Genomic DNA, 21828 nt, shown 5'->3' with positions numbered 1-21828 from the left:
TGGTTGGCTGACCTTCGCTGCGAAACCAGTTTTCTTATGAAAAAGTCCGTTCTGTTCGCCCTGACGCTGCTCTTGCTGGCCGTGGGCATTATCAGCTGCCAGAAAGACCCCGGTGCCACGCCCGAGCCCAGCACCGGGCCCGACCGCAAGGCGCTGCTTACCTACTGGGCCGACAGCCTGGTGAAGCCGGGCTACCAGCGCTTCAACGAGAAGTTGGTGGCTCTCAAATCCAGGACGACGGCCTTTACCGCGGCACCGACTCCCGCAACCCTACAGGAAGCGCGGGCCGCCTGGCAGGCAGCTTACGTGGAGTGGCAGCGGGTGGAGCTCTACGAGTTCGGCCCGGCCGAAGAGGTGAGCCTGCGCAACCACTTCAACATTTACCCCACCGACGCGGCCGGCATCAACCGCAACATCCGCTCGGGCACCTACGACTTTGAGCTGTCCACGGCCATTCCCCAGCAGGGCTTTCCGGCCCTGGACTACCTGCTCAACGGCGTGGCCACCGGCGACGCGGCCATTGCCCAGCAGTATGCCTCGTCGGCCCAGCACCGCCGCTACCTTACCGATGTGGTGGCCAAGATGGAGCAGACCTTCGGCACGGTGTATACCCAGTGGAACGGCTCCTACCACGACACGTTTATCAACCGCACCGGCACCGACGCCAGCTCCTCGCTCTCGCGCGTGGTCAACGCTTACTCGCAGTATTACGAGCGGTACCTGCGGGCCGGCAAAATCGGCATTCCGTCCGGCACCATGACCGGCACGCCGCTGCCGAGCAAAATCGAAGCCTATTACCTGCGCGGGGCCTTGCCTCTGCAGCTGGCCACCACGGCCCACGCCGCGGTGCAGCAGTTCTTCAACAGTCGCGCCGGGCAGCCCTCGCTCAAAAACTACCTCGATGCCGTGGGCGCCAAGGACAGCCGCACGGGCCAGGGCCTGACCAGCATCATCAACACCCAGTTCGGGGTATCGGCGCAGCAGCTCGCCTCCCTGGGCCCCGACCTGCACGCGACCCTCACGGCCCGCAATGCCGACGCGGTGGCTTCGTACAACGAGATGCAAAAGGCCGTGCGCCTGCTTAAGGTGGACATGACCTCGGCCCTGAGCGTCACGGTGACCTACGTGGACAACGACGGCGACTAATGGGCGACGGGCTTCGGCGCTACCTCCACAGCTACACTCCGGCGGCACCGCTGGCTACGTTCCGGATGGCCTTTGGCCTGCTGGTGCTGGCCAGCGTTGTCCGTTTCTGGGCCAAGGGCTGGATTGCGGAGCTGTACCTGCGGCCCAGGTTCTTTTTCCCCTACTACGGCTTTGAGTGGGTGCGTCCCTGGGGGGCTTACACCTACGGGCTGTTTGCCCTGTGCGGGCTGTGCGCCCTGCTCGTAGCCCTGGGCTACTGGTACCGCACGGCCGCCGCGGGCCTGTTTTTGAGCTTCACCTACATTGAGCTCCTGGACAAAAGCACCTACCTCAACCACTACTACTTCGTGAGCCTGGTGGCGCTGCTGCTGCTGGTGCTGCCCGCCGGGCGCTACTTCGCCCTCGATACCCGCCGCAACCCGGCGCGCTGGCGCAATGAGGTGCCCCGCTGGACGGTGGACGCGCTGCGCCTGCTCATGGGCATCGTGTACGTGTACGCGGGCCTGGCCAAGCTCAACTCCGACTGGCTGCTGCACGCCCTGCCCCTGCGCATCTGGCTGCCGGCCAAAAACGATTTGCCGCTGATTGGCCCGCTGCTGGGGCAGGTGTGGGTGGCGTACGCCTTTAGCTGGTTTGGGGCGTTGTACGACCTGACGGTGCCCTTCTTTCTGCTGAACCGGCGCACCCGGCCCTGGGCCTACGCCACGGTGGTGGTGTTTCACGTGCTGACGGCCGTGCTCTTTCCCATCGGCATGTTTCCCTACGTGATGATGGTGGCAGCCCTGATTTTCTTTCCGGCCGCCGGGCACGAGCGGGTGCTGGAGCGCCTGCGGCGTCTGCGGCACTTCTCCCCCGCCAGCCCGCTGCCGGCGGCTCCGCTGCACTATGGACCGGCCCGCCGCCAGCTGCTGCTCATGGGATTGAGCGTGTTTTTCCTGGTGCAGCTGCTGCTGCCGTTCCGCTATCTGCTCTACCCGCGGGAGCTGTTCTGGACCGAGGAAGGCTACCGGTTTTCCTGGCGGGTGATGCTGATGGAGAAAATGGGCAACGTGCAGTTCAAGGTAGTGGACGGCGCCACGGGCCGGATCCGGCAGGTCGACAACCGCGAGCATTTGAGCGTGCTGCAGGAAAAGATGATGAGCACGCAGCCCGACATGCTCGTACAGTTTGCCCACTACCTGCGCGACTACTACGCGCGGCAGGGCGTGCAGAACCCGAAAGTGTACGCCGATGCCTACGTGAGCCTGAACGGGCGCCTGGGCAAAAGCTTTATTGACCCCACCGTGGATTTGGCCCGCGTTTCCGACGACCTGCGGCCCAAGCCCTGGATTTTACCCTTCGACGATGAGATTTCCGGTTTATAGTGCCGTGCTGGCGGTTGGTATGCTCTCCGGCTTTACGGCCACCGCCCAGCAGGTGAGCCTGCAGGGCCGGGTGCGCGAAGCCGGCACCAACCGGCCCGTGGTGGGCTGCGAGGTGTACGTGCGCGGCTCCCGCCAGATTGCCCGCACCGACACGGCCGGCCTGTTTATGCTCCCCCGCCTGGCAACGGGCCGCCAGCAGCTGCAGCTCTCCTCCATTGGCCACGAGCCCTTCAAGACGCAGATAGAGGTCACGGCTGACGGTGGGGTGCGCGAGTTCACGCTGACCCGCCGGGAGCAGCAGCTCCGGGAAGTGGTGGTGGCAGCCCCGCAGGCCCGCTTTGGGCAGCAGCGCCTGCGCGAAGTGGAAGGCACGGCTATTTTCGCGGCCAAGAAGTCCGAGGTCATCGTGCCCGACAACCTGGTGGCCAACCTGGCCACCAACAACGCCCGCCAGGTGTACGCCCGCGTGGCCGGGCTCAACATCTGGGAAAGCGACCAGGGCGGCCTGCAGCTGAGCGTGGGCGGACGGGGCCTGGACCCCAACCGCACCAGCAACTTCAACGTGCGCCAGAACAACTACGACATCTCGGCCGACGCGCTGGGCTATCCCGAGAGCTACTACACGCCGCCCATCGAGGCCATCAAGCGCATCCAGCTCGTGCGCGGGGCCGCCTCGCTGCAGTACGGCACGCAGTTCGGCGGGCTGCTCAACTTTGAGCTGCGCACGCCCGAGCCCGACAAGACCGTGGCGGTGGTGTCGCGGCAGACGGCGGGCTCCTTTGGGTTTTTCAACTCCTTCAACAGCGTCAGCGGCACGGTCAGGAAGCTGAGCTACTACACGTTTGCGCAGTATAAGCGCGGCGACGGCTGGCGGCCCAACTCGAACTTTGAAAGCAAAACGGCCTATGCCGACCTGCGCTACCAGTTCACCGAGAACTTCCGGGTGGGCGCCCAGGTCACGCACATGGACTACCTGGCCCGGCAGCCGGGCGGGCTGAGCGACTATCAGTTTGCCCAAAACCCGCGGCAGAGCAACCGGCCGCGCAACTGGTTTGCCGTGGACTGGAACCTGTTCAACCTCTCGGCCGACTGGAAGCTCAACCCACGCTCCAACCTCAACCTGACCACCTTTGGGCTGCTGGCCTCGCGCGACGCCTTGGGAATCCGCACCAGCTTCGTCGAGCGGCCCGATGCCGATACGCAGCAGCGCGAGCTCATCACCGGCGACTTCCGCAACGTGGGCGCCGAAGCGCGCTACCTGACCCGTTACGGGCTGGGCGAAACCACCAGCGGCGTGCTGCTGGTGGGCACGCGCCTGTACCGGGGCTATAATCACAGCATTCAGGGGGCCGGACCGGCTGGCCGCGCTGCCGACTTTCGGTTTGAGGAGGCTGCCCCCGGCCTGAATGCCCCAGCTGCGTCGTCGGATTACCGCTTCCCTAACTACAACGCCGCAGTCTTCGCCGAGAACATCTTTTATTTCGGGGAATCCTTCTCCCTCACGCCGGGCGTGCGGGTGGAGTATATCCGGACCCAGGCCGATGGCGACTACCAAACCGTGTCGCGGGATTTGGCCGGCAACATCACGGGCATCGAAACCACCCACGAAGCGCGCACCAGCCCGCGCAGCTTCGTTATCGGCGGCCTCGGGGCCTCCTACAAGCCGGTGGAAACGCGGGAGCTGTACGCCAACGTGTCGCAGAACTACCGCTCCATCACCTTCACCGACATGCAGATTTTTAACAACTCGCTGATCATCAATGCGAATCTGCAGGATGAGCGCGGCTACTCCGCCGACCTGGGCCTGCGCGGCGAGCAGGGCCAGTGGCTGACCTACGACGTGAGCTTGTTTGCCCTGGCCTATAACAACCGCATCGGCGAGGTCGGTACCTACGACGCCGGCAACCGCCCGTTTCGCTACCGCGACAACATCGGCCGGGCCCTGATTCTGGGCCTCGAATCATACGCTGAACTCGATGTGCTGCGGGTACTGCGGCCCACCGTCGAGCCGGGCCGCTGGCGTTTCTCCGCCTTTGGCAACCTGTCCCTTATCCGCAGCCGCTACACGGCCAGCCCAAGCCCGGAAATCGTCGGGAATCAGGTCGAGTTTGTGCCGGCCGTCAACCTGAAAACGGGCGTGCAGGGCGGGTATGGTCCCTTCAAGGCCTCGGTGCAGTATACTTACCTCTCCGACCAGTTCTCGGAGGCTACCAACGCCTTTAATAGCCCTACCGACGCGGATCCGCGCCGCACCGATGCCGTGATCGGGCTGATTCCGGCCTACCAGGTGCTGGATGCGTCGGTATCCTGGGAGCGGCGCTGGCTCAAGCTGGAGGGGAACATCAACAACCTGGGCAACGCTCTATATTTCACCCGCCGCGCCACCGGCTACCCCGGCCCCGGTATTTTGCCCTCCGACGGCCGCAGCTTCTACCTGACGGTGGCAGTCAAGTGGTAGTATTCAGTTTATCCTCCTGCTTATGCCAGTGAAACAACCCCTGCTCCAGTACGACCAGGTGCTCCGGGCGTGGCCGCAGCTGCGGGGCCACTTCCGGGGCCGCACGCAGGTGGCGGAAACGGAGCTGCAGGCTTTCTTCGCCCTGGCGATGCCCGCCATCACGGCCGACGTATGGCACGTAGTTCAGCAGGGCTTGGTGCGCAGCCAGCTGCTGCACCAGGTGGCGCCCGGCTTCCTGGCATTTGGCGGGGCCTCCGTTCCTGCGGTGTTCAAACCGGAGCTGGCCCCGGCACACGTGGCTCTCTGGCACCAGCTGCAGGCCCAGCTGGTGTTGCCGCTGGGCAGCCTGTGGTCCACGCGCTGGCTGCGGCCCGTGCTGCCAGAAATTCCGGTGCGGCTGGTGGTGGAAGTGAACTGGGCCGAGCTGCAGCGGGCCGCCCGGTTGATTGAGGCTTCCGCGCAGTTTCGGCTGGCTCAGGCCGATAGTGTAGCGGCGGCCGATAGCCGGGAAACCATCCTGCTGCGCCCGGTTCAACGGGCCTCCCCCGTACGCCGAATTCAGGGAGTAACCACGGCCCGCCTGGAAAAGATGCTGGTCGATGCCGGGCAGCTGCCCGAGCTGGCGACTTCTGACGAAGTGCTGGCCGGCGCCGTAGCCACCCTGGGAATGCACTACCACCTGCAGGCTGAGCATCTACTGCAATATGCCGCCCGCTGCAACGCCGGGCCGCGCTGGGAAGCCCTGCTGGAGTCTCTGGCCGCCGCCTGAGCACCTGGCTACCGGGACGGGATATAAGGCCAGGAAAACCACATGCGGTAAGGGCGCGCCGGATTGCGAAAATCCCCCGCCCGGCTTAGCCGATTTCAGTAGCCGACACTTCTTGCTAACCAGCTACTGTCCTCCGCTGAGAGCATCTAAAAGTGTGGGGCAATTGGGTTAGGCGGCCATCGGCAGGGCTTCCGCCGGCACTGACCGGAAGCCGGGATACTGCTGCCGAAAACACTCCTCCCATTCCTCGTTGAGCACCTTCGTACGGGCCTGCACGAGCAGGTGCGCCCCTTTTTTAGTCCACTGCATTTGTTGCCGCTTCACCATTCGCTTGGCCAGCACCTGGTTTACTGCTGACTCCACAAAGCCCGTGGAGACGCGTTCGCCGTAGCGCTGGCGCTCGGCGTAGTCCACAATGAAGCCACTGTTCTGTTCCACGTAGGTGTAAAATTCAGCAATTAATCGGGTCAACGGCTTCGACTTGCCATATTTCTTGGCTACGAGCGGGTCGTCTTGATGCAGGGCCAGGATATCGTCCAGGTCCATTATTTTTTCCATGGCCCGCTCCGCGTTCCCGTGCCAGAGATGCCATTTGATGCTGGTTAAGCCGTCCTGCAGCGCTTTTCCACCGGCCGCGTCGACCTGGGCGAAGCCCAGCGCGTACTGGTGCAGCACCGTCAGGCGCATCGTCAGATGAAACCAGTCCAGGATATGCGTGGACTCCGCACTCAGATAGCTGGTCAGCGACCGCAGAATAGCGGCCCCATCGGTAAAGAATTCCACGGCCTGATTGGCCTGTAGCCCCTGCGAGCGCAGCACCTCGAAGACCCGCCGGCGCGGCTTGGCATCGACTTCCTGCACGAAGCCGAAGCATTTGGCGGTCCCCTCCGCCGGCATGCTTTTGCCCGCTATCACCTCGAAACAGCCTTTTTTATGCCAGTGCCGGACGTAGCCGCCGTCGAGGCCGACCACCAGCGGGCGGGCCGGGCACGGCAAGGCCTCGCGTTCGAGCTGGCAAACGCCCTGAAAGGAGGCCACCTCCGCAGGCAACTGCTGTTCCTGGGCCTCGACCACGGCGTGCAGGTGCTGCTGGATGGTCGTGCCCGATAGTTTCTCACTCAGGGGCAGCACGTCGTGGAGCAAATCGGCCGTTTTCTGGTAGGGGATGAGACTGGCCCACTTGGTTTCCAAATACAACCGCTCCGGCGTCACGTGCTGCGGGAACAGGTGCTGGAGGGGGCTGAAGGTTTTGGGTCCCGCCTCAGTGGGCGGCAAGTAGTAGCGCGGGCTGTTGACCGTGACGTTCCCGAACAAGGTTTTCAACTGGAGCGGGTAGCTGCCCTTCTTTCGTAAGCCGACAGGCTGCTGCGCCTGCAAATGTAGCGCCACTTGTTGGGCAATCATTTGCTGTTGAGTACTTTGCAGCAGCGCTTTGGGCTCGGCTAGCGTCAGGCCCACACTGGCCAAACTCAGGTCCTCCCGGCTCCAGGTGAACACGTCTTCGAGTAGAGGCTCTTCGCCTTCTGACAGACAAGCCACCAGTTGTAGTTTAAAGTTCATGAGACCGAGGAGTTAAGGATTAGAGTAAGGCCTTCAGTTTGCGCACCGTATTGATGGCTACGTCGCACAGCTTCGCCGTTTTACGTACGCTCAGGCCCGCCCGCAGCTGCCGGGCGACGGCGGCATACTTTTTCAGAAAGACGGCCTTTTCTTCCGTCGCGCCCACCAGGCGGCCGATTTTGATGCCTTGCCGCCGCGCCTCGTCCATGCCGGAGAGAATGCGCTCGCGCAGGGTCTCGCGCTCCAGGCGGGCAAATTCGGCCAGCAGCGTGAACATGAATTGCGCCACCGGATTCCGCTTGCCGTTTTTGAGGGTTTCAATTCCAAAGTTTTGGACGTAGATGCTGATGCCCAGTTGCGTGAGTTCTTCGACAATCTGCAGGACTTCGACCGTGGAACGACCTAGACGCGAGACTTCGCTCACGAGCACCTTCTGAACGGTTCCCTGCCGGCTCATGCTCAGCAATTGCTGAATCCCCTCCCGGTCCTGATTCTGCTTGGCTCCGCTAATCTTCTCCGCAATCTCGGCGACGACCTGTACCGCCTGGCTCCGAGCCACGGCGCGCAGGTCTTCTACCTGCCGCTGGTAGTCCTGCTCCTTCTTGGAGACGCGTACGAAGATGACAGCCTGTTGCATGGCGCAAAGCTACCCGGGCCGTATCAACTAAACCATCTGGTTTTGCTGATACAGTTTTCAGGATTCTAAATCCGCGAAAAAATAGTCGTAGCCGCCCTGCGAATACAGAAAATCAGGATTACCCTTAAGTTGATACACTTTCGCCAGGCGTTCGTTGACTTGTTCCTTATCAAAGTGCTCCGGCCGAAAGGTCCAGAACCAGGTGGGTACGTCGTCCTCCCGAATATCCTCGCTGGCCAGTAAGCGGTCACGGGCTTCGTAGGCCCAGCCAAATTGGTCGAGCGTCCGTTAGTTGTAGCCCTCGGGACCGCCGACCTCCTCCGGGGGGCAGGCCCGGCGGCCACTCACGCAAACCGGGTGGGCCGAAAGAGCAGTTGGGGGCAACACCTGTTCCACCCGCACCTGGTGGAGCCAGTAATCGCCGAAGTCATAGGTGTAGGTGAACTTGTCATTCGCCCGCCAGGGGAAATCGCCCAGGTGGACCCGGCGGGCATCGTCGGCAAAGGAGATGCCGCCGGCATACGGAATCCCATATTCTTTGCCCCAGAGCTTAAAACGGTGCAGGTGCCAGTTGTCCCAGCCCATCACCACCTGGAAGACGTGATGCAGCTCCGCCAGCGTCGTAACGCCTCGTACCAACACGCGCCGGCAAATCTGAGGGCTGATACCCAGCAGATGAATCTTGAGCTGGTAGACCGCCGCTAGCCGGTCAGTACCGGATAAGATAGGAGCAGCAGCTGATTGGGGCATGGTGTTTACCGACAAAGAGGGGCTCTCAAGTTACGCCAGAAGGCGGTTACCCCCTACTGCCCCACACTTTTTGATGCTCTCAATGCCGTGGTCGAGTCGATCAAAAAACACGAGGCCGAAGTAGTTATTCCGTCGAAGAGCAACCGCACCACCGCGCGTATCATCGATCAGAATCTCTACAAGGACCGCAACAAAGTGGAACGCTTCTTCTTGAAAAGCAAGCAGTATCGGGCTGTAGCCACGCGCTACGACAAAAAAGCCGCCTGCTATTTGGCCGTCGTCCAACTGGCCTGTATTATGTGTTGGCTAAAATAACAGCTGTCCACACCCTCTAGACCACCTCACGGCATTGCGTCGTACAATGCGAACCAAAGCCGGCTCTTCACCTGGGCAGCCAAAGTCTGCTGCAATACGGCCATCGACCACGTGCGAACCGGCCACTACCGCCTCGGGGCGCGCACCGCATCGCTCGACGATAGCCCCGTGGCATTCTTTCCGGCGCCGGCCGGTTTCCGTCCCGAACATATCGGCGTGGTGGACCTGTTGCGCGGCCTGCGCCCCGAGTACCGGCAGGTGATGGAGCTGCTCTACCTGCAGGGCTACACCCAACCGGAAACGGCCGAGGCGCTGCAGGTGCCGGTAGGCACGGTGAAAACGTGGTCGGTGGGCGCCCGGCGGTAGCTTTCGCGGCTGCCGCTGTGATGGATAAAAAGCGAGGGTGCCATGGGCTGGAGCATCGCCCTGGCGACTGCCAGCTGGGAAAGAACCACCTCCCGAAGCGCTGCTCGTTCTGTGCCCTGCCGGACCAGCCCTCGGGGTGCGCAAAAACCTTAATCCGGGGTCCGCTCAGCATTCAGAGAAGATAGGACGCTAAGGAATCGGCGCGGCGAAGTAGCTTTCTAATAGGTGGTTGACCGCTTCCGGCGTCAGGGGCTTGGTCAGCACCGCCGTGACGGGCAGGTGTTGGGCCTGCACCAGGCCGGGGTCGAGGGGCAAGGCGGTGAGCAGGACCACGACGAACGACTGCGGCAAGGCGGGGTGCAGCCGGTTAAAGGCGCGCAGGAACTCGAAGCCGTTTAGCAGCGGCATGTTAAAGTCCAGCAGAATCAAGGTGGGGCAGTCGGCCGTTCCGGGGTGGGCGCAGCGGGCGTGGAGCACGGCCAGCGCGTCGTCGGCGTTGCGGGCCACCAGCACTTCCGGGCTCACCTGCATCCGCTGCAACAGGCGCCGGTTGTAGTAATTCGTGGCCGCGTCGTCGTCCACGAGCAGCACGGCCGGGCATTGGCGTTGCAGCATGGGTAAAGCGGTCAGGTGGGCCGCGTTTCCAGTAGCCGGGCTTGCATTGCCTGAATTTCCGCCCTGTCCAGCGGTTTGTGCAGGAAGCCCGCCACAATGGGGTACTGCCGGGCGCGGGCTGCGTCGGCGGGGGCCAGGGAGGAGGTCAGGACGTAGACCGCGCACCGGCCCAGCAAGTGCGCTTCTAAGGGTTTGAGAGCCTCCAACACGTCCCAGCCGTCGAGCAGGGGCATATTCAGGTCCAGCAGCACGACGTCGGGCAGTGTGTCGGTGGGACTAAGCTGCCGGAAAAAGGCCACCGCTTCCACCGGGGAGACGAAGGAGGTAATCACGTCGGCGGGCTGCCCTTCGCGGCGCAGCAGGTGGGTGGTCAAAAAGATGCCCGTCGGGTCGTCGTCGATGATGAGGGTATCCATTCGGTTAAGGTACGTCAATTGTAAAGCGGGTGCCCTCGTCCACCCGGCTGTGGACCGAAATGTTCCCGCCCATGGTTTCAACGTGGGTTTTGACCAGGTACAGGCCCAGTCCGCGGCCGGGGCGGTGGGGGTGGAACCGCTTGTAAAGCTTGAACACGTCGTCGCCCGCCCGCTCCCGGTCAAAGCCGGAGCCGTTGTCGGCGACCGTAATTTGCGTGGGCTGCCCTTCCCCGCGCGTCGCCGTCACGCTCACTTCCAGGGGCCGCTCCTCGGCGCGGTAGTTGATGGCGTTGGAGAGCAGGTTGAAAAAGATGCTGTAGAGGTAAGCCCGGTTGGCGCGCAGGGTCAGGTCGGCGGGAATGTCAACCCGCACGGTACCGCCGCCCTGCTCCATCACCTCCTGCAGGTTGTGCACCGCCTGCTGCACCACTTTAGCCAGCGGCACCTCCTTGGCTTCGGCCAGGTTTTTCTGGTCCCGAATGGCCAGGATGGTGTTCATGTCGCTCACTACCAGGTCAAGCTGGCGCAGGCTGGTATGCAGATGAGTGCGCGTTTCTTCAAAGTGCGGGGAGCCGGGCTCTTCCGTGCCCAACAGGTCGGCCAGGCCCAGGGCACTGGCCAGCGGGGCGCGCAGGTTGTGCGACACGATGTAGGTAAACTGTTGCAGGTCCAGGTTTTGGGTCACTAGGTCCTCCTGCGCCAGCGTCTTTTCGGTGACATCGCGGGCAACCATGTGGACCCCAATCACGACGCCTTTTTTCCGGAGCGGTATTTTCACCACGTCCCAGTGCCGGGGCTCGGACTTGCCCTGGGCGGCGAACATATCGAAGCGCACGGTTTTGCCGGTGAAGGCTTCTTTCAGCTTCTCCGTGAACAGGGGCTGCACCTCCAAGGGCAGGTATTCGTTGTAGGAGCGGTTCACCACCCGGTCCTTGGGTTCGCCCACCAGGTCGAGAAAGGCCCGGTTGGCGTCCAGAATGATGGCCTTTTCGTTCTGATAGAGCAGCAGGTCGGTGGTGTCATGGAACAGGGACCGGAACCGGACCTCACTCGTGGCGATGGGCGGGGTGACTTTCTTGGACATGACGGAACAGGTTTTAGAGCGGGCCGCAAGGGCCAACCGCTACCCTTCAAAAGAGCATACGAACCAGTAGCGGCTGAGGCCGAAATAACCCTGTTTTTCAGGGGTTTATTCCAGGTAAATGCTAAAATAGCTGCGTTCCAGGATAGAACCGAAAACCGCCACTTTTTCCAGAGCGGGAAGATAGGTTTCCTCTGTGCGTTCACCCATCTTTGCTTAACGTGCTTTATTTTTCGTTTTCGCAGAGGACCCCGAAATGGACGCGCAGCACGGTGGCCATGTTTTCGCGGGTGAGCGGCTTGGTGAGGTAGCCGGCGATGGGCAGCTGTTGGGCGCGGGCTTGGTCGGCGTCGAGGGTGGAGGTGGTGAGCATGACGATGACCGTGTGCTGGCGCGGGGCGACGGGCAGCTGCTGGTAGGCGTCGAGGAACTCGAAGCCGTCCATCACGGGCATGTTCAGGTCGAGCAGAATGAGGGCCGGGAAGGTTTCCGGGGCCTCCTGGCAGCAGGCCTGCAGCCGGGTGAGGGCTTCGGCCCCGTTGCCGGCCACGTGGACCGCCCGGCTCACGTTGAGGCGGCTGAGGAGGCGCTGGTTGAGGAAATTGGTGGTGGCGTCGTCGTCGACGAGCAGGATGGCAGGCAGCATTTTAAAGTTAACAATGAACACCTGTCCGAAAAATAACCCGACATCGTGTTCACCTGATGCCGGCCGCAGCAGCCCTACCGCGTTATGAATTCAAACAGCTGAATTCGTAACAAAGTAGCGATACTTTGGCTGGCTCAGCAGGACGTTCTTTCTATTACTTGCGCTGGCTGTGGGGCTTGACGGGAACGGGGAAAATAAAGCCGGAAGGTGGAGCCAACTCCCGGCTGGCTGTCCACTTCGATGCGGCCGCCGGCATTCTCGACCATCTTTTTGACCATATACAGGCCGATGCCGGAGCCCTCGACGTGCACGTGCAGGCGTTGGAAGAGGCCGAAGAGCTTTTTTTGCTGGGTAGGGTCCAAGCCAAGGCCGTTGTCCTGCACTTCGAGCACGGCGAAGGCTCCGGCCGGGAGGCAGCGCAGCCGGAACTGGGGCACCCGGTCGGGGTGGCGGTACTTGAGGGCGTTGCTGAGCAGGTTGTAGACGACGGAGCGCATGTTTTTTTCGGCGAAGGCCAGCGTGGGGCACTCGGTCACCTCCACGGTCAGCCCGGCCCCGGAGGCCTGGAACTCGGGATGCAGGTCCTGGCAGACGTCGGCCACCAGGGCGGCCAGGTCGACTTCAGTGGGGGGTGGGGCGTCGTGGGCGGCTTGCAGCTTGGCAACGTCGGTGAGCTGGGCGATGGTGCGCTGGAAGCGCTCCACCGCGCCCTTCATCAGGTCGAGCAGCGGGTCAATCTCGGCCTGCGCGGGGGGGCAAGGCCAGCTCTTCGCGCAGGGCGGTGAGCAGGCCCTCAATGTTGCTGATGGGTTGCTTGAGGTCATGGGAGGCGGTGTAGACGAAGTTGTCGAGGTCGGTATTGGTGCGGGTGAGCTGCTGGTTGGCAGCCACTAGCTGCTCGTTGGCCTGGGCGAGCTGCTGGCGGGCCAGCACCTGGGCCGTCACGTCGGTGGCTACCACGGTCACGGCGTTAATGGGCGCGTCGCCTTCGCGCAGGGGTTGGTACACGAAATCCCAGTACACGGTATCGCGGCGGCCGTGGCGGTCGACGAGCGAAGGCAGCTCGCGGGCCACGAAGGGTACGCCGGTAGCCATCACCCCATCCAGCAACTCCTCGAAGCCCTGCCCTGCCGCCTCGGGCACCAGCTCAAAGAAAGGGGTGGGGGTGTGCAGTGCTTGCTCCTGGGTACGGCCCAAGATGGCGCACATGGTGGGGTTGGCAAGCTCGATGACGTACTGCGGCCCCCGCAGCACGGTAATGGCCACCGGGGCCTGCTCGAACAGCTCGGCCAGCTGGGCCTGCTGGGCCTCGCGCTGCCGGCGGGCCAGCACCCGCTCGGTCGAGTCGAAGGCAAAGATGGAAATCCCCACGATTTGCCCGGCTTCGCGCGTGGCCTGGTAGGTGAAATCGAAGTAGGCGTCCTGGGGCGGCTGGCCGTCGGTGCGGGTCACGGGCAGTAGCATCTCCTGCCCAAAATATGGCTCGCCGGTCCGAAACACCCCGTCGAGCAGGGCCAGAAAGCCGTGCTCCACAACTTCGGGCAAGGCCTCGGCTATAGTGCAGCCCACCAGCTGGCGGCCGGGAAAGAGCTGCTGGTACGCGGGATTGATGTATTCGTAGCGATGGTCGGGGTCGCGCAGCAAGCCAATGATGGCCGGGGTTTGCTCAAACACCTGATAAAATGCCTCGCGCTGGGCCGCGGCCTGCTCGGCGGCGGCCAGGGCCAGGGCCTGGGCCGCCTCGGCCTGCCGGCGGGCCAGCACCCGGTCCGTCACGTCGAGGATGAAGCCGAGCACGGCGTGGGGCGGCTGCTGGCCGTGGCGCAACGGCAGGTAGGCCAGGTCCAGGTACATGTCCCCCTGCTGCCCGGTGCGCGGGTCGCGGGCGTAGGCGGGCACCTCCTGCCCCTGGTAGGGCTCGCCGGTGCGCAGCACCTCACGCAGCGAGGCCAGAAAAGCCTGCTCTGCCGCTTCGGGAAATACCTCCACTGCCGGGCGGCCCAGCACGAGCCGGCCCTGGGCCAGGTGCTGATACGCCTCGTTGAAGAAGCCAAAGCGCAGGTCTTCGCCCTCGAAGGTGACCACACTGGCCGGAATTGAGGAGAGGATGCTGGTCAGCAGCTCGTCCTTTTCTTCAATCTGCTGCTGGGCCTGCTTCAACTCGTCAATGTCGAGGTTGGAGCCGAACCACTGGCGGGGGCGGCCCGCGGCTTCGGCGGCGGCCAGCGGCTCGGGCACGCCCTGGCTGGCAAACCAGCGGTACTGCCCGTCGGCCCCGCGCAACCGGAACTCGTAGCCCCAGGAGCGCCCGCCGGCCAGGGCCGCGCCGTACTCCTGGGCCACGGCGGGAAGGTCGTCGGGGTGCATAAGCTGCGGCCAGGTTTCATTGATGTTCGCATCGGGGCCCATGCCGGTGTAGGCGTACCACGGGTGTTGTTAAACAAATAGGGGAAAACCTCCGACTCGGCCGTACAGCTGCCTAGTTTTTGTATTTATAAATCTGACTTACAGTGCATTATTCGTTGTGAGAGCAAAATTATAGTCTTAGGGGTCGCACAATAGTAGGAACGGAAAACAACGCTAAGCCCGCTTGACTACCAAAAACGAGTTGATTTGTCTCACCAAGTCAATCATTCAGGCTGAAATGAGCCGTTGATACGTGAGATAGGCAAAAGCTACACGCTAGGCTGGCCAGAACCTGATTTTCTCAAAAACCGCCTTGGTAGCGTTTAAACGTACGTTTTATGAGATGGCCAGCTAGCTCAGGATTCCTTAGAAGCTGTTTGAGTTAGCAAAATTTAAGCACTCGTTTGATATTTGCCACCGTAATCCACGCGTTGGCATGGCCCAGTGTCCGGTCGTACTCCTTTGACAGTCTGCGGTTAGCACTGAGCCACGCGAACGTGCGCTCCACAATCCAGCGCCAGGCATGAATGCAGAAATTCGTTTTCTTCACCAGCACGTGGGCTGGTTTCTCTACCCGAATCCCGTAGCGTCGCGCCAAATGCTCCCGAAAGACGCCGTTAAACGAACTGTCCACAAAGACGACCTGCACCTGCCCCAGCAACTCGTGCGGGGCGGCCACTTCGTCCCAGAAGGCAATGGCGGCGGCCCCGTCCACCGCGTCGGCGGGCAACACCGGGCTAGCCAATACGTTCCCCAGCGTGTCGGTCAGCACCAAGCGCTTGCGGCCTTTGACCAGCTTGCCTGCGTCGAAGCCCACGGTGGTCCCGGTGGCCGTGGCCGCGTTCTTCACGCTTTGCGTGTCGAGGATGACGGTCGTGGGCCAAGCTTTTTTTCGGCCCACTCCCGGCTGCTCACGTTCAAGCACGTGCTGACCCGTTGCCAGGTGCCGTCGGCCTCCCACTTGGCGAAATACCAGTACACCGTGCCCCAGGGCGGCAAATCACCCGGCAAATCCCGCCACACGCACCCGTTTTTGAGCACGTAGAAAATGGCGTTTACGACCTCCGCCAACGGCCATTTACCGCGCCGATGCACGACCAGTAGCGGCTCCAACTGCTGCCAATCGTGCGCTGATAAATCGGAACTATACCGCTTGCGAACGGCTGAAATCGCTGCTAAGTGCATCCCGCAAAATTAACTCAAACAGCTTCTTAGCGTTGTTTTCCGTTCCTACTATTGTGCGACCCCTCTTACCGTTCGTTTTCACTAGCCGCTTTCGATTGCCTTAAGGGGCGTGTAAAACTATCATCCCTCGCTGCTCTTACGGCGTATTTGTGCCTTATCACCAACATNCGAAAAGCCATTAGCAGCGCTCTAACGGCAACTTGATTGGGTGAACCTGTTTCGAATGCCGTTCTTTTGACCGTTAAGAGCCGGAGCTGGTGATAAGCTCGTTGATACCCGAAAAAGGCCTTTTTGGGGCACTATTGGCCGTTTAGCACGTCCACTCTGTGGTCAAATGCGACTTTTGGACCAAACTTTTAACCACGGCCAGCAGTGGGCCGACAGCTACGGCCAGCAAGCGGCGCTGGAAAAACAGGCAGAAGGGGGCTTTTTTGGCAAAAACGCGGCCTCTCGGGAAGCGGAGGAAAAGCTGAAGTTCCTGACCGACAAGGACCGCCCCCTGCCCGGTCTGCTGGCCCCGGCCCTGCTCGAATTTGCCCGCGCCGTCAAAGCGGCGGACCGTCCGGCCCCGGCCGTGGGGTTTGAGTCCCGCGCCTATTACCAGCCCGAGCACGCGGGCCTGAGCCTGACGGAGTACGCCGCCAAGCGCGAGGCCGAACGACAGTTGGTGGTGCGCGTGCAGGAGCCGGTAGGCGACCGTCAGGCCGCCGGCCGCGCCGATGCTTTGCAGCGCAGCTTGACGAGTAAAGGCGCCACCGTGTCAGTGAGTGATACCGTTGATGCCCAAGGTAATCGAGTAATCGAGCTAGCCGTGCAGTACAGTATGCAGCAGCCCCGCCACGAGTTGAAAGACATCAGCGTGACGCTGGATTGGGCCGCCGAACGGAAAGGGTATGAGGTGCAGGAGCGCGAGGCCGACCGGGCGCAGCGCCAGGCCCCCGGCCAGCGGGAGGCGCAGCAGGCGAAATCTCGCACCCAAGGGCCGCGTCGGGGCCAGGTAACGGGAATAGGGTAGGTCTTTTCGGTGTTAACCAGTCGTTGCCCCCACCCGTCATCCCCGTCGTATGCCTCCTGCGTCCGCTTCTGATTCGCCGCTCACGGTCTTTCTTAGGCAGCTACCTTCGCCTGCCTTCCAGGACGCGATGCGCGAGCAGCTGCGGGTCGAAGCCGCGGCCGCCAATACCTTTCTCTCGTACCGCGACGCGCAGGGCCGCCACATTCACGAGTATCCCGCCACGGGGGAGAAGTACGAAATGTTGCCCACCACGCCCCGTACCCGTTGGCTGCTGGTAGAGTAAGGCAGGCGCGCTTTTTTTGGGGTGTAAAACGCCTTGAATTGCCTTTAAACGGGCTTTTTGACGTATCTTGTAGGATGAAAGGACGCCAGAAAAAGCAAGCTCGCCAGCAGTTCCGCGACCACCGCAACCCGGTCAGAACCTTTCAGGGCGACCCCACCCGACCCGCCTATACGCTATACAGTTTGTGGAAGTACCCGACCTACCTAGCGGCGGCGAATGAGCTGGATGAACTGGTCGAGCAGTGGCCCCGGAACCAGGCGCGCACCGTGGCCCTGCTGGCCGTGCGCGCCGCCTTTTTCGAGAACGGGGCTACGCATTGGGACGTGGAAACGGCCCACGCGGAGGACCAGGAGAATGTCCACGCGCTGATGCTTCAGGAGCGCCGAAGGAAGCGAGCATGGAATCCGGAACTGTCCGACCGCTACGAACGGCATTACCAGCTGGCGGAGGCGGCCTTTACGGAGAGCCAGCGCCGCAAGCAAGGCCCCCCGACCGGCTCCCCCAAGTCCCCAGTCCGTCGAGGCCGGGTAAAAACCGTGCGACTGCCGCGCCCCGTGGACTAGGTGCGCGAAAGGGCCCCATCGGCGCTGCAACGGGTAGATGGACTGGTCCAGCAGGCCCGTTTAAGCTCACGAGCATCGCGTATTTAGAGGGCTTTTCGAAAACGAAAATACAGCACGCTGAGGCGCGGAAACGTCCTTCGTGACCGTGATTTACATGCTATAAACGGTCGCTGAACGCACGTAAAAGAAGTCGTCGTACAAGATTATACCCGACTGTTCTTTACGGTAAGCAATCCTTAATTTATTAGGTGTCAGTTCCTTGATTGAAGAAGTGACGTTCGAAGGCGAAGCAACCCCGTTATAATAGAAAATAATAGTTGGCGAATTATATGCGTACGTTTCCTTATCACCTGTATCAGAAGGTCTTTCTATCGTTCCATCAGCATTGAATGTAACCAAATATGTATTGCTATGCTGCGGAATAATTGTGCTATCATTCCTAAAAAAGGTGCCAGCTGACGACTTGGCTTTGTGCACGTATTTAGCTAGTTTCCAGGTCCCCAACAACATCTTCTGTGGCGTTTTAGGGAGAGTATTCTCCTTAGAGGAAAAGGCGCTAAGTTGAGGTAGCAAAAGGGTCAAAACCAGGGAGAACAGTGCTTTCATATCGGGAAGTTAAACAGGACCAGGTATATCTGCACTTTTTCCTCTAATGCGACCCCTGAAATGGTGAACGCCGCCCGCAAAGTTGGTTCGATAAAGTAGCCTTAGCCATTAGGGTTTGGTGGGCAGCAATTGGGCCACGGGTACCCAGCGCCCGTTCAGCACCACCCCGCGCACGAGGCCGATGTTGGCAATGTTTTCTAACGGGTTGGCATCAAGCAACACAAGGTCAGCGGCTTTGCCGGGTACCAGAGTGCCGCGCTGGTCTTGCTCGCCCAGCCAGACGGCCGCATTGTAGGTCGCCGCCCGTAGCGCCTCGTAGGGGCTCAGGCCCAGTTTTACGAGCAAGCCTAGTTCTTGGGCCATGCTGTAACCGGGCACCACAAAAGGGCCATCACCAGGGCTGATTAGAAACTGGACCCCAGCCTTATGCATGATGCGAAAAGCCTGTCCGTAAGTCCGCAGCGCTGCCGTGAACTGGGGGCGAGCCGCCGTAGGGAGCTGCTGGTTTTGGGTCGTCCACCATTCCTGCCACTCCTGGCGCACCGGTGCACTGACGTAAGCCAAGCCCGGCATTTTCTGCAAATAGTCGAGCGGGTACTGCAGCCAATTGACTTTGTACCAATACAAATCAGGGCAGGTAAAAATACGGTCGGCCGCCATTTGCTGGGCCAGTTGCTGTAATTGAACCGAATCCTGCTGATAGGCACGGATAAATGCCTCAATGTGCTCAATGGAGGCCATCCGGGCGGCTACGGCCCCCCCCACCCCGCTGGCGGGGGCATGCCCAGCCACTTTGAACCCCAGCCGGTGGGCATCGGTCAGCAGCGAGTCGTATTGCGGGCCCGTCAGGCCGCCTAGGTATTTGGCAAAGTCGTAGCCGCTGGCTTGGTAACGCGCCAGCAAGACGCGGCCTTTCTGAGCGGAATAGTTTTTGTCGCGGTTGAATACGGGAGAGCCTAAGTACAGGCGGGGGGCCAGGGCGGCGGTGCGGCGCAGGCTGTCGCGCCAGCGCAGGTGGCTGGAATCGCCCCGCATACTGCGCAAACCCACTACACCGGCCGCGAGTTGAAGCCGAAAGTACGTGTTCAACGGATGCAAGGTGCCCTCCGAGCCCGGCAAATGCGCGTGCATGTCTACCAGGCCGGGTAGTAGGTACTTGCCTTTGCCATCGAGCCGCACGGCCCCCGCCGGTAGTTTAACCTGGCTAGCAGGCCCGATAGCCTTGATTCGCCCCCGTTCGATGAGAACAGTCTGCCGACGTAACACGGTGTTTTGGTTCATTGGAACCACGTTTACATTGGTGATTACCAAGGGAGCAGTAGCCTGTGACCAACCCAGTTCACTGCGGCCAAGCAGCCCGATGGTCAACAGGGCAATTAGTAAAATGCGCATAAAGCGGGGTAGCTAATGGTAGGTGTGAGTGCCCTTAACAGGCAATATTTTACGCTTCCTAAATCTTCCTCCAACTAGGAAATGTGCTACACAAAAGTAGTAGAAATGCTAGGCCAAAAACCACCACTTTTCCAAGGTCGGGATTATAACTAGGATTATGTTAAGGGACAAAAGCCAGAAACAAAAGGGAAAAATTGCACTTCCCCACTGCCCCTAAAATCCTGTTTGCGGGTGCCTGTGAAAGCGCTTGGCGTTTTTACGAAACGCATCCCTGCGGATTACGGAAGCAAGCCTCTTCGCCGCATTAGGTCTTCAATGTCAAGTGCGGACTTTACACACCAGGCTAGCATGCCGTCGAAATCAGTTCCTTTCGTCTCGACCATCGGCCCACGTTCCCAAGTTAAACGCATTTCATACACGCTATTGGAGACTTCATCATAGGTTAGCTTCCATCCAGGCGGAAGCTCCGGCATGTTTTCCATGACCGAAAGATATCGGCATTTTGACCTCTTGCAGCACTAGGGTGGCATAGTTCAGCGAAACGGTGAACGCTATATCATTCTCCTTGCTTTGAAGTGCATACAAATATTTCGACCAGTCGAGCTTCCAGGTTTTGTTCCACTTCCCATCCGTTGGCCCACGCGCCCGTGTCGAAACACCACCCGTCGCTGCCTTCTACCATCAGCGTATCGTCCCATTCTTCCACTACCGGCCCCATGCGTCGCTGTACTTCGACTAAGGGCATGCCCAGGCATACGCCCGAAGGCAAGCTGCCGGTATAACCGTCAAACACGCCAACCTGGTCCACCATCCCGTCCCGAGCCCAGACCGCCACTGCTCCAAACCGGTATACCGTGACAGTAGATAACGTTTCAATAACAGGGGCAGGCGCATAGCGCAGCACTTCCGCCACGGGCTGCCCCAACCGAATGCCAGCGGCTGAATGGCCAGGGAGTATCGGCGCGTTTAAGTCCAGCATGGCACAAATATGAAGTAAGGTCGAGTGTAATGTTGGGGGCCCTCTGCGCGTCTAACAGGTAAGCCGTGCAAGGTTTGCGAAGACGGTGATTTAACCAACCATCGCCTTCGGACAGGGTCCGATAAGGGCCCGCTATCGGACCTAAAGGTGCTGCTTTCCAGCGGATGAAACTAACAGTGTTCAGCAAATGTAATTACATTGTACGTACATTTGATGCTATGAACACGCGCCTGATTCGGGTCGGCAATTCCCAGGGGATTGTGCTGCCCAAAAAATTACTGCAGCAGTACCACCTCGCCGGCGAGGTCGACCTGCAGCCCACGCCCGAGGGGCTGCTTATTACGCCGGTGGTGAAGACCCGCCGCCAGGGTTGGGATGAGCGCTTTCAGCAGGCCATTGCCCAGGGCCAGGCTCCGGAGGGAGAGTTGCTGGAGGGATTCTCGGACGAGGCCTTTGAGGAAACGGAATGGCAGTGGTAGCCGTGCAGCGCTTCGAGGTGTGGCTCGTCAACCTCGACCCGACCCAGGGCAGCGAAATCAACAAGACCCGTCCCTGCGTGGTGCTCTCCCCCGACGAGATGAACCGCTACCTGCGCACCGTGACCATTGCGGCGCTGACCAGCACCCGGCGCGACTACCCTTCCCGGGTGGACTGCACCTTCCAGGGCAAGGAGGGGCAGGTTGCGCTCGACCACATCCGCTCGGTGGACAAAACCCGCCTAGTGCGCCGCTTGGGCGTGCTGCCCAAAGCCACGGCGCAAGCGGTCTGTGACCGGCTGCAGGAGTTGTTTCAGTATTGAGTATCCCTTCCGTAAACACAACCGGCCCGCTGTAAGCAGCGGGCCGGTTGTGTTTACGCCCAGTCATAGCGCGCGCCGTGACGAGGTTGATAGAATAGGGTGAGCTGCCCTTCATCGCCGCCACCCAAAACCAAGTGTAGGACGTGCCTCGTCCGCGCGCGGTGCTGGTGCCAGTGATGACGCCGGAATTCCGGCGGTGGCGAGGGCCTCCGAACGTTTCGCCGGTAAGAGTGGCCGCGTTGGCGCGCGGTCCAGGCCCAATACTTTTTGGCTTGTTTCATAAGAGCGGTTAGGTGAGTACCTACCGCTCGTGTGAGGTCGAATGAAAACGCTTCATGGGTGAAAAAGGAAAAAGATGGCTTGAATTAATGACTAGTGCTTAGTCAGGGGAATTAGGCACCCTAATTTTCTGGTAATGTCGGCCGAGTTTGGTGCGGGCTTTTTCGAGGGAAAACTGCCAGTTAACCGTGGCCCGGC

Annotated in this window: 25 protein-coding genes and 1 pseudogene; 11 read left to right on the top strand and 15 right to left on the bottom strand. The window is 61.1% G+C overall.

Annotated elements, in window-relative coordinates; genetic code table 11:
* The first annotated feature begins 36 nt into the window (after window positions 1-36).
* The 4 genes from ABD842_RS01930 to ABD842_RS01915 are packed head-to-tail and all read left to right on the top strand — an operon-like array spanning window position 37 to window position 5737.
* Window positions 37-1146, top strand: a complete 1110-nt coding sequence (locus ABD842_RS01930) for an imelysin family protein (RefSeq protein WP_345109305.1) — start codon at window positions 37-39, stop codon at window positions 1144-1146.
* On the top strand, window positions 1146-2510 hold the full coding sequence (locus ABD842_RS01925; protein ID WP_345109302.1) for an HTTM domain-containing protein: 1365 nt from the start codon (window positions 1146-1148) through the stop codon (window positions 2508-2510). The genes ABD842_RS01930 and ABD842_RS01925 overlap by 1 nt, the downstream gene beginning before the upstream one ends.
* A complete protein-coding gene (locus ABD842_RS01920; RefSeq protein WP_135496192.1) occupies window positions 2491-4968 on the top strand; it encodes a TonB-dependent receptor domain-containing protein in 2478 nt (825 codons plus the stop codon). The genes ABD842_RS01925 and ABD842_RS01920 overlap by 20 nt, the downstream gene beginning before the upstream one ends.
* Before the next feature lie 22 nt (window positions 4969-4990).
* The gene (locus ABD842_RS01915) at window positions 4991-5737 is read left to right on the top strand and encodes a DUF6577 family protein (RefSeq protein ID WP_345109296.1); all 747 of its coding nucleotides are present in this window, start codon (window positions 4991-4993) and stop codon (window positions 5735-5737) included.
* A gap of 168 nt (window positions 5738-5905) precedes the next feature.
* On the opposite strand, the gene ABD842_RS01910 is transcribed toward ABD842_RS01915, so the two are convergent.
* The 3 genes from ABD842_RS01910 to ABD842_RS01900 form a co-directional block, all read right to left on the bottom strand.
* Window positions 5906-7234 carry an ISKra4 family transposase gene (locus ABD842_RS01910; protein WP_345109293.1) on the bottom strand — a complete coding sequence of 443 codons (1329 nt, stop codon included), beginning with the start codon at window positions 7232-7234 and terminating at the stop codon, window positions 5906-5908.
* An 82-nt stretch (window positions 7235-7316) separates the two neighbouring features.
* Window positions 7317-7934 carry a recombinase family protein gene (locus tag ABD842_RS01905; RefSeq protein ID WP_345109291.1) on the bottom strand — a complete coding sequence of 206 codons (618 nt, stop codon included), beginning with the start codon at window positions 7932-7934 and terminating at the stop codon, window positions 7317-7319.
* A gap of 288 nt (window positions 7935-8222) precedes the next feature.
* On the bottom strand, window positions 8223-8684 hold the full coding sequence (locus ABD842_RS01900) for a plasmid pRiA4b ORF-3 family protein (RefSeq protein ID WP_345109288.1): 462 nt from the start codon (window positions 8682-8684) through the stop codon (window positions 8223-8225).
* Window positions 8685-8771: 87 nt separating this feature from the next.
* Between ABD842_RS01900 and ABD842_RS01895 the strand changes: the two genes are divergently transcribed.
* Both ABD842_RS01895 and ABD842_RS01890 read left to right on the top strand, forming a co-directional pair.
* Entirely contained in the window at window positions 8772-8999 is a 228-nt protein-coding gene (locus ABD842_RS01895; RefSeq protein ID WP_345109286.1) for a transposase, read from the top strand.
* Between the two features lie 168 nt (window positions 9000-9167).
* Window positions 9168-9365 (top strand): RNA polymerase sigma factor, encoded by a 198-nt coding sequence (locus ABD842_RS01890; RefSeq protein WP_345109283.1) that lies wholly within the window; start codon window positions 9168-9170, stop codon window positions 9363-9365.
* Window positions 9366-9554: 189 nt separating this feature from the next.
* On the opposite strand, the gene ABD842_RS01885 is transcribed toward ABD842_RS01890, so the two are convergent.
* The 9 genes and pseudogenes from ABD842_RS01885 to ABD842_RS21140 form a co-directional block, all read right to left on the bottom strand.
* Window positions 9555-9980, bottom strand: a complete 426-nt coding sequence (locus ABD842_RS01885; protein WP_345109281.1) for a response regulator — start codon at window positions 9978-9980, stop codon at window positions 9555-9557.
* Window positions 9981-9991: 11 nt separating this feature from the next.
* A complete protein-coding gene (locus tag ABD842_RS01880) occupies window positions 9992-10396 on the bottom strand; it encodes a response regulator (RefSeq protein ID WP_345109277.1) in 405 nt (134 codons plus the stop codon).
* A 4-nt stretch (window positions 10397-10400) separates the two neighbouring features.
* Window positions 10401-11480, bottom strand: a complete 1080-nt coding sequence (locus tag ABD842_RS01875; RefSeq protein WP_345109274.1) for a sensor histidine kinase — start codon at window positions 11478-11480, stop codon at window positions 10401-10403.
* 223 nt (window positions 11481-11703) lie between these two features.
* Window positions 11704-12123, bottom strand: coding sequence for a response regulator (locus ABD842_RS01870; protein ID WP_345109271.1), 420 nt, complete (start codon window positions 12121-12123; stop codon window positions 11704-11706).
* 134 nt (window positions 12124-12257) lie between these two features.
* Window positions 12258-12920, bottom strand: a complete 663-nt coding sequence (locus ABD842_RS01865; protein WP_345109269.1) for a sensor histidine kinase — start codon at window positions 12918-12920, stop codon at window positions 12258-12260.
* Window positions 12856-14361 (bottom strand): PAS domain-containing protein, encoded by a 1506-nt coding sequence (locus ABD842_RS01860; RefSeq protein ID WP_345109353.1) that lies wholly within the window; start codon window positions 14359-14361, stop codon window positions 12856-12858. The genes ABD842_RS01865 and ABD842_RS01860 overlap by 65 nt, the downstream gene beginning before the upstream one ends.
* Before the next feature lie 6 nt (window positions 14362-14367).
* Window positions 14368-14538 (bottom strand): annotated as a pseudogene (locus ABD842_RS01855) (PAS domain-containing protein); the annotation flags it as partial.
* Window positions 14539-14911: 373 nt separating this feature from the next.
* Window positions 14912-15454, bottom strand: coding sequence for a transposase (locus ABD842_RS01850; RefSeq protein WP_345109265.1), 543 nt, complete (start codon window positions 15452-15454; stop codon window positions 14912-14914).
* Window positions 15376-15714 (bottom strand): transposase, encoded by a 339-nt coding sequence (locus ABD842_RS21140; RefSeq protein ID WP_425553133.1) that lies wholly within the window; start codon window positions 15712-15714, stop codon window positions 15376-15378. The genes ABD842_RS01850 and ABD842_RS21140 overlap by 79 nt, the downstream gene beginning before the upstream one ends.
* Window positions 15715-16057: 343 nt before the next feature.
* On the opposite strand from ABD842_RS21140, the gene ABD842_RS01845 reads away from it, so the two are divergent.
* The 3 genes from ABD842_RS01845 (at window position 16058) to ABD842_RS01835 (ending at window position 17575) form a co-directional block, all read left to right on the top strand.
* On the top strand, window positions 16058-16729 hold the full coding sequence (locus tag ABD842_RS01845; RefSeq protein WP_345109262.1) for a hypothetical protein: 672 nt from the start codon (window positions 16058-16060) through the stop codon (window positions 16727-16729).
* 49 nt (window positions 16730-16778) lie between these two features.
* Window positions 16779-17012 (top strand): hypothetical protein, encoded by a 234-nt coding sequence (locus ABD842_RS01840; RefSeq protein WP_345109259.1) that lies wholly within the window; start codon window positions 16779-16781, stop codon window positions 17010-17012.
* A gap of 74 nt (window positions 17013-17086) precedes the next feature.
* Entirely contained in the window at window positions 17087-17575 is a 489-nt protein-coding gene (locus ABD842_RS01835; RefSeq protein ID WP_345109257.1) for a hypothetical protein, read from the top strand.
* Between the two features lie 150 nt (window positions 17576-17725).
* Here ABD842_RS01835 and ABD842_RS01830 read toward each other — a convergent pair whose 3' ends face one another.
* From ABD842_RS01830 to ABD842_RS01820, 3 genes are all read right to left on the bottom strand, one after another.
* Window positions 17726-18181: a hypothetical protein gene (locus tag ABD842_RS01830; RefSeq protein ID WP_345109254.1), complete on the bottom strand. Its 456-nt coding sequence runs from the start codon at window positions 18179-18181 to the stop codon at window positions 17726-17728.
* A 108-nt stretch (window positions 18182-18289) separates the two neighbouring features.
* Window positions 18290-19573 carry an amidohydrolase family protein gene (locus tag ABD842_RS01825; protein ID WP_345109252.1) on the bottom strand — a complete coding sequence of 428 codons (1284 nt, stop codon included), beginning with the start codon at window positions 19571-19573 and terminating at the stop codon, window positions 18290-18292.
* A gap of 556 nt (window positions 19574-20129) precedes the next feature.
* A complete protein-coding gene (locus ABD842_RS01820) occupies window positions 20130-20552 on the bottom strand; it encodes a hypothetical protein (RefSeq protein ID WP_345109249.1) in 423 nt (140 codons plus the stop codon).
* Window positions 20553-20770: 218 nt separating this feature from the next.
* On the opposite strand from ABD842_RS01820, the gene ABD842_RS01815 reads away from it, so the two are divergent.
* Together ABD842_RS01815 and ABD842_RS01810 are read left to right on the top strand one after the other, a co-directional pair.
* Complete coding sequence (locus ABD842_RS01815; protein ID WP_345109246.1) at window positions 20771-21031, top strand: AbrB/MazE/SpoVT family DNA-binding domain-containing protein; 261 nt, start codon at window positions 20771-20773, stop codon at window positions 21029-21031.
* Window positions 21019-21351, top strand: coding sequence for a type II toxin-antitoxin system PemK/MazF family toxin (locus ABD842_RS01810; protein ID WP_345109244.1), 333 nt, complete (start codon window positions 21019-21021; stop codon window positions 21349-21351). The genes ABD842_RS01815 and ABD842_RS01810 overlap by 13 nt, the downstream gene beginning before the upstream one ends.
* The last annotated feature ends 477 nt before the right edge of the window (window positions 21352-21828 follow it).

The organism is Hymenobacter algoricola (assembly GCF_039539525.1).
GTDB classification, from domain to species: Bacteria; Bacteroidota; Bacteroidia; order Cytophagales; family Hymenobacteraceae; genus Hymenobacter; species Hymenobacter algoricola.
Note: the sequence above shows the minus strand (reverse complement) of the source record. Positions and strands in the feature narration are given on the sequence as shown.